9 protein-coding genes are annotated in these 13,166 nt (G+C 70.5%); 6 read left to right on the top strand and 3 right to left on the bottom strand.

What is annotated here, in order from left to right; all coding sequences use genetic code 11:
* Positions 1-13: 13 nt before the first annotated feature.
* Entirely contained in the window at positions 14-2,227 is a 2,214-nt protein-coding gene (locus FB391_RS02495) for an outer membrane protein assembly factor BamB family protein (protein WP_185842901.1), read from the bottom strand.
* 322 nt (positions 2,228-2,549) lie between these two features.
* Between FB391_RS02495 and FB391_RS02500 the strand changes: the two genes are divergently transcribed.
* Positions 2,550-3,887 carry an alkaline phosphatase family protein gene (locus FB391_RS02500; protein ID WP_141892698.1) on the top strand — a complete coding sequence of 446 codons (1,338 nt, stop codon included), beginning with the start codon at positions 2,550-2,552 and terminating at the stop codon, positions 3,885-3,887.
* 213 nt (positions 3,888-4,100) lie between these two features.
* On the opposite strand, the gene FB391_RS02505 is transcribed toward FB391_RS02500, so the two are convergent.
* Positions 4,101-4,823, bottom strand: coding sequence for a TetR/AcrR family transcriptional regulator (locus FB391_RS02505; protein WP_141893617.1), 723 nt, complete (start codon positions 4,821-4,823; stop codon positions 4,101-4,103).
* Positions 4,824-4,954: 131 nt separating this feature from the next.
* On the opposite strand from FB391_RS02505, the gene FB391_RS02510 reads away from it, so the two are divergent.
* Complete coding sequence (locus FB391_RS02510) at positions 4,955-6,445, top strand: MFS transporter (RefSeq protein ID WP_141892699.1); 1,491 nt, start codon at positions 4,955-4,957, stop codon at positions 6,443-6,445.
* A gap of 55 nt (positions 6,446-6,500) precedes the next feature.
* Here the strand turns inward: FB391_RS02510 and FB391_RS02515 are convergent, their stop codons facing one another.
* Complete coding sequence (locus FB391_RS02515; RefSeq protein WP_141892700.1) at positions 6,501-7,637, bottom strand: DUF4185 domain-containing protein; 1,137 nt, start codon at positions 7,635-7,637, stop codon at positions 6,501-6,503.
* 192 nt (positions 7,638-7,829) lie between these two features.
* Between FB391_RS02515 and FB391_RS02520 the strand changes: the two genes are divergently transcribed.
* From FB391_RS02520 to FB391_RS02535, 4 genes are all read left to right on the top strand, one after another.
* Positions 7,830-8,864 (top strand): LacI family DNA-binding transcriptional regulator, encoded by a 1,035-nt coding sequence (locus FB391_RS02520; RefSeq protein ID WP_141892701.1) that lies wholly within the window; start codon positions 7,830-7,832, stop codon positions 8,862-8,864.
* A 100-nt stretch (positions 8,865-8,964) separates the two neighbouring features.
* A complete protein-coding gene (locus tag FB391_RS02525) occupies positions 8,965-9,906 on the top strand; it encodes an ROK family protein (protein ID WP_185842902.1) in 942 nt (313 codons plus the stop codon).
* Positions 9,896-11,710: a class I mannose-6-phosphate isomerase gene (locus FB391_RS02530; protein WP_221886273.1), complete on the top strand. Its 1,815-nt coding sequence runs from the start codon at positions 9,896-9,898 to the stop codon at positions 11,708-11,710. Before FB391_RS02525 ends, FB391_RS02530 begins: the two co-directional genes overlap by 11 nt.
* Before the next feature lie 179 nt (positions 11,711-11,889).
* On the top strand, positions 11,890-13,164 hold the full coding sequence (locus FB391_RS02535) for an ABC transporter substrate-binding protein (RefSeq protein ID WP_246093328.1): 1,275 nt from the start codon (positions 11,890-11,892) through the stop codon (positions 13,162-13,164).
* Positions 13,165-13,166 lie beyond the last annotated feature (2 nt).

Genomic DNA, 13,166 nt, shown 5'->3' on the forward strand with positions numbered 1-13,166 from the left:
GGGCGGACCGAGGTCAGATCGACAGGCCGCGCAGCACGCCGTCCTGCGCCGCCACGACGAGCTGCCGCCCGACGACGACCGGGGTCGAGAAGGTGTTGGCGGTGAACAGCTGCCTGTCCGTCGCGACGGTTCCCGCCGTGGGATCGATGGCGGCCAGCAGGCCGCCGACCGACACGAGCCAGACTGCGCCCGTGCCGGGATCGAGGACGGGCCCGGCGTTGACCACACGCGGCACTGCGGTGGTGCTCCACCGCACGGCGCCTGTCGCGGGATCGACCACCGACACGACGCCCCACTCCGTGGTCAGCAGCAGGCCGCCGTCCGGGAGTGCGACGGCGGGGGCGAACATGTGGCTGCCCGGTACGCGCCACAGCTCGTCGCCTGTCACGGGGTCGACCGCGATCGCGTCGGTGACCGTGCTGAACAGCACCGCTCCGGACGAGAGCACCTCGACCCAGTCGTCCCACGGGCCGTAGATGAGCTGGCGGTACTTGTCGGGCCGTGTGTTGGTGAGGAACGACCACAGCTGCGCGCCAGAGCTCAGGTCGTAGGCGTACCCGCGGCCGTCGCCGGCGCCGACGTACACGCGCGCGCCGTCCGAGGCGGCGCGACCTGCCGTGCGCACCGGGACGTCCGCCTCCCACAGGGTCTTCCCGCGCGCGTCGAGGCAGCGCAGCCGGTCCTCGGCCGCCACGAGGATGCGGTCGCCGTCGGCCGCAGGAACCACGAGGGGCGTCGACATCACAGGCTTGCCGAGGTCGCTCGTCCACGCCGCCACGCCGGTCCGAGCGTCGAGGGCGGTGAGGCGGTGGTCGGCACTCGGCACGACCACGAGGTCGCCGTCGGTCGTGAACGCGGCACCGCGGTGGACTGGACCCAGGTCGACCGTCCAGCGCGGCCGGTAAGAGGAGGCGCCGGTGATGTCGACGGCGACCACCCTGCCCGACGTCGAGCCGGCGACGACGGTCGAGCCGGACGCCGCCAGCGCGCCCTGCAGCTGGCCGCCGACACGGAGCTCCCAGGCGGTTCGCGTGCGCGGGGAGCCGTCGACCGCGACCGGCACGGTCTCGTGCCGGCGCACGCCCTGGGCGTCGGTCGCCCGCAGCTGCACGCGGTGCGCGCCCGGTGCGAGCGCCGCCGCGTCGAGCGAGCCGTGCCACGACGAGCCCCGGGGTTCCAGCGGCGTCCACGTCCCGTCGTCGATCGTGCCGAAGACGGACTGCGGGTACACGCGCGCCTCGACGGCGACGGCCGCGGCTCCGGCGACGGCGGTGAGGTCGATGCGACCGGGGTGTGCCCGCACCGCGCCGCGGATGGGGACCGTGCCCCCGGGCGGAACCTCGAGCGGGATCTCTGTCAGCAGCACGGCCGTCGCGGCCTCGGCATCCGTCGCCCCCAGGGTCACGTTCTCGACGACGAGCACCCGGCCCTGGTCGCCGCGGCGCTCGGTGACCCGCAGGTAGAACGGGCCGCCGCGGGTCGCGGTCGAGGCCACCTGGGTGAGCCCGTTGAAGCGGTCGACCTCGTGCCGGTGGATGTGCCCGGCGAAGATGCCGCGCACCGGGAACGGCTCGATGGTGCGCAGCAGCTCGTCGGTGTCGTTGACGAAGTAGTTGCGGCCGGCCAGCGGGTAGTGCAGGAACATGATCGACGGGATGCCGGCGGCCTCGGCCAGGTCGTCGCGCAGGGTCGCAAGATCGTCGCCGAACAGCCCGGGCTCCTGCAGCGCCTGTGTCGGGTCGAGGGCCATGAAGTGCACGCCGCCGGCATCGAAGCTGTAGCTGGTCGGGCCGAACCAGCGCTGGAAGCGTTCGCGGGCACTCGTGTCCCAGCGGATCTCGTGGTTGCCCGGCACGTGGCGCACCCGGTCCCACAGCCCGGGCGGGATGGTGTCGCGGTAAGCCGCGAACCCGGCGTCGCTGCCGTAGTCCGTGATGTCGCCGCAGTGCAGCACGAACTGGGGCTGCTCGGCGTCGACGGCCGCGAACACGCGGCGCAGGTTCTCGAGCCGCGCCGCTTCCTCTTCGTTGGCGTGGGTGTCGGTGACGACGACGAAGCGCAGTCCTCCTGCGTCCGTCTCGGTCGTTGCGCCCACGGCAGCGCCCGGCCACGGACCCCAGGCGGCGCCGCCCAGGCCGACGCCGAGTCCGAGTGCCGACAGCCCGAGGAATCCGCGCCGGCTGAGGGGCGTCCTGTGGCGTGCCTCGGTGCTGCTGTCTTCGCTCATCCTCGTTCCTCCGGTCGTCGTCGTCCTGACCGGTACCCAACCGGCTGCGGGCAGCCGCCGCCGAGTCCAGGCGGCGCAATTGCGAGGTTCTGACATCCCTGGCCGGGGTCGCGCAAGAATCCGCCGATCCGCGGGCCGGGCGCCGGGTGCCCGGGTCGGCGCGAGCCCGGCCTGACGGAATCGCGCAGCGTCCGTGCCGTGATCGCCGATTCCTTGCACGACCTCGTCGGACGGTTGCCGACGTGACGGCGCCACGGCCAGCGTCGGGAGGGCCGGACCCGATCCGGCATCCGTGTGAACCGTGTGAGAGAGAGTCTGAGCGATGCGTTCATCGAAGCGAATCCGCCGCCTGTCCACCCTCGCCGCCGCCGGCCTCGTCGCCGCGACCCTCGGCATCGCCGCACCCGCGGCCGCCGATGCCGTCGCTGCCGGGACGCCGTCGGCGACGACCGACATGAGCGGTGGGCCCGGGGCATCCACTCCCGCCGAGCACGTGGTGCTCATCGCGCTGGACGGATTCGACATCGACTACCTCGACGACGTCGCCCTGCCGAACCTGTCCGCGCTCGCCAAGCGGGGGAGCCTCAGCGTGTCGACCGGGGTCATGTCGTCCATCACGAACCCGTCGTGGTCGTCGGTGGCGACGGGCGCCTGGCCCGAGACGCACCGCAACACCGCGTACTGGTTCGACGCGTCGACCGGTACGGCGCGCGGTCAGCAGCGTGACCTCGCGGTGCCCACGATCGCGCAGGCGATCCGGGACCAGGGCGGCACCGTGATGTCGTCCCAGTGGTTCATCGTGCAGAACTACGGCGTCACCTTCGGCGATCCCGAGGGCCTGTACACGCAGCCGGGCGGCGACTGCGCCCGCCGGACCGACGACGCGGTCGCCGTCATCAACGGGCAGCCCGTGCTGAGCGCCGGCACCTCGGTGCAGATGTCGGGCGTGCCCGACCTGATCGCGGTGTACTGCGACCGCCTCGATGCCCTCGGCCATGCCGAGGGCGATCAGGCGGAGGGGATGCCGGCGGCCCTGGCCGACATCGACGTGCAGATCGGCCGCATCGTGCAGGCGACGAAGGATGCCGGGATCTACGGCCGCACGGCGTTCGTCGTGACCGGTGACCACGGCATGGAGACGTTCACGCAGGGCATGCGGGACGACCTCCTCGCGGCGATCTCGGCCGCGGGGTATGACGCCGAGATGCTCTCGGCAGGGCAGTCGCCGCAGCCCGGGACGGACGCGGTGATCGTGGTCGGCGGCGTCGGCTCGCTGCACCTCGTCGGCGACGCGGCGGGCGATCCCGCGGCCGCGGCGGCGATCGAGGCTGCCGTCGCCGCGCTGCCCCACGTGGCGGCGGTCTACGACAAGGACGAGCAGCGGGCCATGCACATGTCGCCGAACTACGGCGAGCTCATCATCGAGCCGGCCGAGGGCTGGAGCCTCGGCGCGACGCCGGCCGATCCCGCGGGCGTGCACGGCATGACGCGGGTCATGCAGGTGCCGCTCGTGCTGGCGGGGGCGGGAGTGCGTCCGCACGCCGCGCCGCACGACCCGCGTCACATCGACATCGCGCCGACCATCGCCGCGCTGCTCGGTTTCGAGGGGCCCGCGGGCGCGGACGGACGCGTGCTGACGGAGTCGATCCGCACGCGCTGAATCGCAGATCAGAACGACATAGTGGATGCCGTCACGCCGGCGTGACGGCATCCATATGTGTTCGCATCGAATGCCGGTCGCGCCCTGGCCCCGCAGCCCACGCGTCGCCACGAACGACGGCCGCAGCGCGCAGAACCTGGCGACTCGCCAGAAGCGGACGGGGGAGGAGTAGGGGATGCCGTCGCTCCTGAGCGACCGCCTCCCTCCGACGCGTCAGCGGCCGGCCTGCAGCCGCAGGCCCGCCAGCAGCAGGTCGAGGCCGCCGACGAACTGGTCGCGGTCGTCGTGGCCGTCGAACTCGTCGATGATGTGGTGGATGTACGGGAACTGCGCGGGGTCGAGCGCCCGCCACTGCGCGGCGGCGCCGGCCATGTACTCGTCCTTGCTCAGCTCGCCCGAGACGACGGCCTCGGGCGGCTGCTGCCCCATGTCGGCGGCGGTGCCGATCACATAGCCGACGACGGCCGAGGTCGCGTGGAAGGACTGGCGCGGCGTCAGCTCCAGGCGCATCACCTGCTCGCCGATCCGCTCGTACAGCTGCAGCGAGTGGATCTGCGTGGCTGTGTCGCGCAGCACGTACGCGCCGAGCCAGGGACGGTCCACGATCGCGTCGAACATCGCGAGGGCGATGACGCGCAGGTCCTCGATCGGGTCGCCGCCGCCGACGTCGGCGGTGGCTTCCAGCACGCCGCCGAGCACCGAGTCCGCGGCGAGATCGAGCAGCTCGTCGCGCCCCGACACGTACCAGTAGACGCTGGCAACGCCGCCGCCCAGGCGCGCGGCCAGTGCGCGGATGGTCAGCCCCTGCGCGCCGGACTCGTCGAGGATCTCGACAGCGCCGGCCAGGACGGACTCGAGGGAGTGGGAGGCGCGGGAGCGCGTGCGCGGAGCACGCGTCCGCGACGACGCCTCACCCGGCTGCGGGGGCGATGCCATGGCTCCATCCCACCACACCGTGCGCGCCGTGCCGGGAGCGGCTTGCGCGTTATCGAACATCGTTCTATTCTATCGAACAATGTTCGAACAACGAACACTGTTCGATTCACTGCTCGACCCGAGGAGGCCCCATGAGCACCGCATCCGTCACCGTTCCCTCCCGCACCTACACATCGCTGAAGGCCGCGTGGATCCCGCTCGCCGCGCTCTGCCTCGCGTTCTTCGTCGAGATGGTCGACAACACGCTGCTCTCGATCGCCCTGCCGACCATCGGCCGCGAACTCGGCGGCGACACGACGTCGCTGCAGTGGATCACCGGCGCCTACTCGCTCACGTTCGGCGGGCTGCTGCTCACCGCGGGCTCGATCGCCGACCGGTTCGGCCGGCGCCGCGTGCTGCAGATCGGCCTCGGCCTGTTCGGCCTCATGAGCCTCGCCGTGCTGCTGGTGAGCTCCACCGGGGAGCTCATCGCGCTGCGTGCCGCCCTCGGCATCGCCGCGGCCGCGATGGCCCCGATCACCAACTCCCTCGTCTTCCGGCTGTTCGACGACGACAAGCTGCGCATGCGCGCGATCACCCTCATGATGGTCGTCGGCATGTCGGGGTTCGTCCTCGGACCGCTCCTCGGCGGCACGATCCTCACGCACCTGCCGTGGCAGTGGCTGCTGCTCGTGAACGCCCCGATCGCCCTGATCGCCTCGCTCGGCGTCCACTTCGGCGTGCAGCCCGATACCGCCGACGGCCTCACGAAGGACCGGCTCGACCTGCCCGGCGCGGCCCTCAGCATCCTCACCATCGGCCTCGCCTGCTACACGCTCACCAGCGGCATCGAGAACGGATGGATGTCGCCGGCCACGGTCGCCGTCGCCGTCGGGGCCGTGGCATCCCTCGTCCTCTTCATCATCCGCGAACGCCGCGCCGCGTCGCCGATGCTCGATCTGTCGCTGTTCCGCCGGGGCACCGTGCGCGGAGCGTCGATCGCGCAGATCGGCACGTCGGTCGCGATGGCGGGCGTGATGTTCGCGCTGATCCTGCACTTCCAGTACGCGTGGGGCTGGTCGCCGCTGCAGGCGGGCCTGGCCAACCTCCCGCTCATCGCCACGATGCTCCTCGCCACCCCGCTCACCGAGTGGCTCGTGCGGCGCTTCGGCCACCGGATCGCGTGCCTCGTCGGCGCGGGCCTGCTGACCGCGGGACTCGGTCTCATGGCGTGGGCCGTCGAGCAGCACTATCTGGCGATCGCCGTCGCCATGGTCGTGATGACCGCCGGGCTGCGCACCGTCATGACCATCTGCGCCGTCGCGCTCGTCGGGGCGATGCCCGAGAACCGCACCTCGATGGGCGCCGCGATGAACGACACCGCGCAAGAGGTCGGCACCAGCATCGGCACCGCCGTTGTCGGCACGCTCATCGCCGTGCTCGTCACGACGGTGCTGCCGGCGGGTGCGTGGAGCCCCGCGCTGACGGCATCCTTCTTCCACGGCGAGCAGGTCGTGTTCATCGTCCTGGCTGTGGCCGTCGGGCTCATCTCGGGCACCGGCGCGCTCACGCTCACCAACGCCCGCACCGTGGACGAGCACGAGGTGGCGACCGAGGAAGCGCTGGGGGCGGTGAACAGCTGAGGCCCGCGCGACGGAGCCCCTGCCGCACGCGGCAGGGGCTCCGTCTGTCAGCGGATCAGCGACATTGGCTGCTGTTGCTGATCTTCGCGTCGACCGCCACGTACCGCGGCCGGTAGTGGTCGACGTCGGCGTAGAGATCGTTGGTGTCGAAGCTGTTCACGTTGTACGTGATCAGCAGGGTGTGACCGTCGCCGAGCTCGGGGTGGGCCTTCGCGTTGTAGGTGAAGATGTTGCCGCCCGTCTCAGGCGTCGAGTAGAGGACCGTCTTGCCGGTCCAGGGTCCCTCGAGGCTGTTGCTGCGGTACATGACGACCTTCGAGCTCAGGATCTCGGTGGCGTCTCCGGTGACGAGCGTGTACCGGCCCTGGTACCTGCTGACGCTGAACTCGTTCGAGACGCCCTCGAGGATCCGCTTGGTGTCGGTGTGATCCGTCGACCAGCCGCCGTCGCCGAGGTACTCCCACTGCCCATCGGCGAGGTCGCCCCCTGCCACGCGGGCGAGATGCGCGAACTTCTGGGCGCCGAGATCCTCGACGCCGTATACGTACGTGTAGCCGTCGTCGGGGTTCTCGTAGATCGCCGAGCCCCAATTGATCCCGTCCGTCTGCACCTCGTCCACCGAGAGGAGCTCCAGCGTCGAGGCCTCGAACGTCGCCACGCCGTTGCCCTTGAAGGCGAAGTCCCACATGGTGTCGCCCGTCTTGATGAACTCGACGAGCAGCACCTGCAGCTCGTCGCCGTGGACGGTCGCATCGCCGAACCAGTACCAGTCGCGCGCCTCGTCGCCGCCCGCGACCTTGACGAGCGACTCCGGCGCGTCCGCCGTGCCGCCGGTGAAGGTGGTGATCTCACCGGCGTCGTCGACGTTGATCGAGTTGTGGATGAACGGCGAGTCCAGCGGGCGCCCGTGCGTGTCGTCCACCTCGCCCAGGAAGGTGTCGGAGTAGATCCACGCGGTCCGGCCGTCCGGCAACGTGACGCTGTAGGCCGAGTCGGCACCGGTCCACCGTCCGGCGGTGTCGCCGTAGTCGCCGAAGAGGTCCGTCAGCTGGGTGTCGACCTCGGCCGAGACATCCACGCACGTGGGCGCGGCTCCCGCCGACAGGGGAGCGGAGGCGACCAGCAGCGCCGCGGCGCCGAGTGCGGCCGTGACCGCGATCCGGCCGGATCGGCCGTGTGTTCGTTGGAGCATGTCGCTCTGCCTTTCCCGGCAGCACTGCCGGTCAAGGAACGGGATGCGACGGCATCCCGATCCTGTTAACGTTACCAAAGGGGAGCGTAGCAAGGCTCGGCGCTGCGGACCAGCCCCTCCGTCGGATACCTGCGCCGCGGTTCGCAGCGCGCGGTATACGTTGAATCCGGCGTCAAGGCGAGAGGAACGCACATGGTCGGTGTCGGCTCACAGGGCAAGCCGCCGACCGTCAAAGAGGTCGCGCGGCATGCCGGTGTGAGCCCGATGACGGTCTCGCGCACGCTCGCGGGCGGGGCCAACGTCCGGCCCGATCTGCAGGAGCGGGTGCTCGCGGCCGTGCACGAGCTCGGCTACCGCCGGAACGAGAACGCGCGGATCCTGCGGCCGGGCCAGGCGAGCGGCCTCATCGGCGTCGCCATCACCAACCTCGGCAACCCGTACTACGGCAACTTCGCGCTCGGTGTCGAAGAGGTGGCTGCCGAGACCGGGCGACGGATCGTGCTCGGCAACACCGGCGGCGACCCCGCTCGCGAACGACAGCTCGTCGCGGACTTCCTCGGCCGCCAGGTCGAGGGGCTGGTGCTGGTGCCCGCCGGCGGTCCGTCCGATCACCTGCAGCCCGGCCGGCTCGGAGACGTGCCGCTCGTCCTGGCATCCCGCCGGATCTACGGGCTCGATGTCGACGTCGTGCTGCTTGACGACGTCGGCGGCGCGTACCGGGGGACCCTCGCACTGCTCGACGCCGGGCACACGCGGATCGGCTACCTGGGCTACGTCAGCTCCGCCTTCACGGGGGCCCGCCGCTACGAGGGGTACGTCCGCGCCCTCGAGGAGCGCGGCCTCCACCCCGACCCCGCGCTCGTCTTCCGCGAGCAGGAGGATGCCGCGGGCGGTGCGATCCGGCGGCTACTCGATCTCGACGAGCCGCCGACGGCGATCTTCAGCGCGAACAACCGCAACAGCATCGACGCGCTCCGAGAGATCGGCCGGCGTCTGCGTTCCGGCGCGACCCCGCAGGAGATGCCCGCCCTCGTGAGCTTCGACGACTTCGAGCTGGCCGAGCTGATGCCGGTGCCGGTGACCATCGTCGATCACGACCCTCGGCAGCTCGGGCGGGAGGCGGCGCGTCTGCTGCTGTCGCGACTGGGCGCCGACGCGCGTCAGCGCGGACCGGCGCGGATGGTCGAGATGCCGGTGCGCGTGGCGCCGGCGGTGCCCTCCGCCTGACCCGACTGCGCGCTCTCCCGACGGGGAATTGCAGCAGTGTGCGCGACCGGTTATGGTAACGATACCAACCGCTGATCCCACAACGTCGAGGAGGACCGCAGTGCGCACGGTGGCCATCGACCTCGGCGGGACAGCCGTCAAACTCGGCGTCTTCGCCTCCGGCGACCTCGTGGCGGGCGACGAGCTCGCGACCGTCGACGGGCAGATCGGCCTCGACGAGGTCGCGGATCGCGTCGAGACGCTGCTCGAGGGCGAGCCCGCCGAGGCGATCGGCATCGCCGTCCCCGGCGTCGTGGATCCGCGCACGTCGAGCCTGCTGTCGGCGCACGGCAAGTACGCCGAGCTGCACGACCTCGACCTGGCGGAGTGGTCCTCGGCCCGGTTCGGCCATCGCGCCGTCGTCGAGAACGACGCGCGGGCCGCGCTGATCGGCGAGCTCTCCGACGGCAGTGCGCGCGGCGAACGGGATGCCGTCCTCATCGTGCTCGGCACGGGGATCGGCACGGCCGCGGTGATGGACGGCTGCATCGTGAGGGGCCGCCACGGTCACGGCGCCATCCTCGGCGGCCACGTCACCGTCGACCTCGACGGCCCCCGGTGCCCGTGCGGCAACGTCGGCTGCGCCGAGGCGCTGGCCAGCACGTGGGCCTTGGATGCGGCAGCGGCCGCGGGGGAGCTCGCGCTCGGCCCGCGCCTGGCCGCCCGGCGGTCCGCACACGGCGGCATCGGCATCCGGGACCTCATCGAGACGCGCGACGAGCCGCAGTCGGCCGCCGTCCTCGACCATTACATCCGCACGTGGGCCGCCGTCGTGGTGACCCAGTGCCACGCCTTCGACCCTGACGTCGTGATCGTCACCGGGGGCGTCATGCGCGCCGGCGAGATCATCCTTCCCGCGCTGCGGGACCGCGTGCACGCCGACCTGTGGTCGTCGTCCTTCCGTCCCCGGTTCGTCATCCCGGACGACCCCTCGACGTCGGTCCTCCGCGGACTCGCAGCCCTCGCCTCCGACCCCCAAGCAAAGGACGGCCATGACCGTTGACTCCCGCGGTGTCCCGCTCGAGGACTACATGCTCGACGACCGGAGCAGCTACGTGAAGCTGCCGACGATCCCGCTCCCGCAGGGCAGCCGGGTGATCGTCGGCGACGATGCGTGGCGGGCTGCGATGGACATCGCCTCGGCGGCGACCGGTCACCCGCTCATCGCGGTGGACGTCTACCCGGGCGCGGATGTCGCGGCGATCGTCGCGCGCATCGGCGAGGTGCTGCCCGAGGCGGAGGTCATCGACGTCGAAGAGGCGGCGGCGGCCGACCCTGAGGCCATCGAGGCGCTCATCGCCCGGAACCTCACCGACGACCGGGTCTTCGGTGTCATGAGCCACTTCACGGTCGACGAGTTCTACGACGCCGCCCGCCTGTCCAGCCTGCAGGAGCGCGTGGACGAGCGGAGCCGGGCGACGGTCCTCGTCGGCTGGGGCGCCGATCTGGCGGCCCGCCGTCGCGCCGACGCCCTGGTGCTCGTCGACATGGCGCGGTGGGAGATCCAGCAGCGCATGCGCGCGGGCGCCTCGAACTGGCGAGCGCACAACGGCGACCTCGACGTGCTGCGCAAGTACAAGCGCGGCTTCTTCGTCGAGTGGCGCACGGCCGACCGTCACAAGCGGACGCTGCTCGACCGGCTGGACCTGCTCGTCGACGGCAACGCGGCACAGGACGAGGCGGGCGCCGTGCGCGGTGAGGACCTCCGAGCCGCACTCGCCGCCGCGACCGCCACGCCGTTCCGGGTGGTCCCGTTCTTCGACCCCGGGGTCTGGGGCGGGCAGTGGATGAAGAACACGCTCGACCTCGATCCGGCCGAGCACAACTACGCCTGGTGCTTCGACTGCGTGCCCGAGGAGAACTCGCTCCTGCTCGAGGCCGATGGACGCGTCGTCGAGATCCCCGCGATGGACCTCGTGCTCAGCCGCCCCCGCGAGCTCCTCGGCGCCCGCACGTTCGCCCGCTTCGGTGCGGAGTTCCCGATCCGCTTCGACTTCCTCGACACGATGGGCGGCGGCAACCTCTCGCTGCAGGTGCATCCGCTCACGGAGTACATCCGCGACACCTTCGGCATGGCGTACACGCAGGACGAGAGCTACTACATGCTCGACGCCGCCGACGACGCCGTCGTCTACCTCGGGGTGAAGACCGGGGTCGATCCCGATCAGATGATCGCAGACCTGCGCGCGGCGACCGACGGCGAGCATCCCTTCGACGCCGAGAAGTACGTCAACGTGTTCCCCGCCAAGAAGCACGACCACTTCCTGATCCCGGCGGGCACGGTGCACTGCTCCGGTGAGAACTCCATGGTCCTGGAGATCTCGGCGACGCCGTTCATCTTCACCTTCAAGCTCTGGGACTGGGGGAGGGTGGGCCTGGACGGTGTGCCGCGCCCGGTTCACATCGATCACGGCGAGCAGAACATCCAGTGGGAGCGCGACACCGAGTGGGTGGAGCGCAACCTCGTCGGCCAGGTCGAGGAGCTCCGTCGCGAGCCCGGTCTCGTCGAGGAGCGGACCGGGCTTCACGAGCTGGAGTTCATCGAGGTCCGCCGTCACTGGTTCGAGGACGAGGCCGCCCACGACACGGAGGGGACGGTCAACGTGCTCAACCTGGTCGAGGGCGACGAGGTCGAGATCGTGAGCCCCACCGGCGCTTTCGCCCCGTACGCGATCCACTACGCCGAGACGTTCATCGTCCCGGCGGCCGTGGGTCCGTACGTCGTCCGCCGGTCGCCGAATTCCCGGAGCGAGCGCTTCGCGACAGTGAAGGCCTACGTGCGGGGAACGCGCTCCACCGACAGCTGAGCACGCCGGGCGGCGTCCCGACGCCGCCCGGCGGCAGCCCTCCGGGCGCGACAACTGAACAGCATCATCCCGCTGCACCTCGCCGCATCCGACCGTCGAAGCCTTGCATCGGCCCATCAGAGTTGATATTTTGGCGGAGCGGTTGGTAACGATACCAAACCATGGACAAAGGAGTTCCAGTGAAGTCACGACGCATGGTCGGAGCCGGCATCGCCGCACTTACCACCGCCACGCTGCTGCTGACCGGCTGCTCGGGAGGCGGAGGCGACAGCGATGACGCCGCCGCCACCACGGGCACGCTCGATTTCTACACCGACAAGGCGGCCTGGGAGCCGGACTTCGACGAGCTGAACGAGACGAGCAAAGAGGCGGTCGACATCACCCTCAATACGACCGGTTACTCGGATGCCGCACAGTACGACGCGTTCATCAAGCAGTCGTTCCGCACGCAGAAGAGCCCGGGTCTGTTCACCTGGCACACCGGCGACTCGCTCAAGCAGCTCGTCGACGAGGGCCTGGTCGCCGAGACGACCGACCTGTGGACCAAGGCGATCGACGAGGGCTGGGCGACGGAGGACCTCCGCAGCGAGTACACCTTCGACGACAAGCAGTACTGCGTGCCCATGAACATCGCCTACTGGGTCATGTACTACAACAAGAACATCTTCGAAGAGCAGGGCATCGAAGAGCCCACCACCTGGGACGAGCTCGACGCGGCGGCCACCAAGCTCAAGGCCGCCGGCATCACGCCGTACTACCAGACCAGCACGCTGTTCACCTTCCAGTGGTTCCAGCAGCTGGTCGCCGGCACGGACCCGGAGCTCTACAAGGGCCTGTCCACCGGCGACGTCAAGTACACCGACCCCGAGATCGTCGACATCATGAACATCTGGCTCGACGAGCAGGAGAAGGGCTGGTTCAGCGACGCCGGCAGCACGGTCGACCCCGCGGTCGGCCTGAAGCAGGGCGACTTCGCGATGATCAACTTCGGGTCGTTCTTCAACGGCTCGCTCGACGGCGCCGGCATGGTCTCGGGCGAGGATTACGACATGTTCGTCATCCCGGCCGTCAACGCCGACCTCGGCACCACGCCGGTGGCGGTCGAGTCGGGTCCCATCTGCGTCGCCGAGAACTCGAAGCAGAAGGACCTGGGCATGGCGTACTCCGAGTGGTGGATGTCGCCTGACGCGCAGACCGCGTGGAACGCTGCGCGCGGCGACGTGGCCTTCAACCCGAAGGCGACCGTCAACGACCCGATGCTCTCGGAGCTCGGCACCACGGTGGCCGACGACAGCCACACCCTGTTCACCCGCTACTTCGAGGCGACGCCCACGCCGATCCTCACCGTCGCGCTCGAGCAGTTCGGTGCCTTCAACGCCAACCCCGGCGACCCGATGCCGTTCCTCGAGGCCATCCAGGCCGAAGCGGACAAGTACTGGGCCGACCAGGAGTAGAT

It is taken from the genome of Microbacterium kyungheense, from assembly GCF_006783905.1.
GTDB classification, from domain to species: Bacteria; Actinomycetota; Actinomycetes; order Actinomycetales; family Microbacteriaceae; genus Microbacterium; species Microbacterium kyungheense.

Coding starts and splice junctions, on each gene's coding strand:
- FB391_RS02495 (WP_185842901.1), bottom strand. CDS start 2,227: ATGAGCGAAGACAGCAGCACCGAGGCACGCCACAGGACGCCCCTCAGC.
- FB391_RS02500 (WP_141892698.1), top strand. CDS start 2,550: ATGCGTTCATCGAAGCGAATCCGCCGCCTGTCCACCCTCGCCGCCGCC.
- FB391_RS02505 (WP_141893617.1), bottom strand. CDS start 4,823: ATGGCATCGCCCCCGCAGCCGGGTGAGGCGTCGTCGCGGACGCGTGCT.
- FB391_RS02510 (WP_141892699.1), top strand. CDS start 4,955: ATGAGCACCGCATCCGTCACCGTTCCCTCCCGCACCTACACATCGCTG.
- FB391_RS02515 (WP_141892700.1), bottom strand. CDS start 7,637: ATGCTCCAACGAACACACGGCCGATCCGGCCGGATCGCGGTCACGGCC.
- FB391_RS02520 (WP_141892701.1), top strand. CDS start 7,830: ATGGTCGGTGTCGGCTCACAGGGCAAGCCGCCGACCGTCAAAGAGGTC.
- FB391_RS02530 (WP_221886273.1), top strand. CDS start 9,896: ATGACCGTTGACTCCCGCGGTGTCCCGCTCGAGGACTACATGCTCGAC.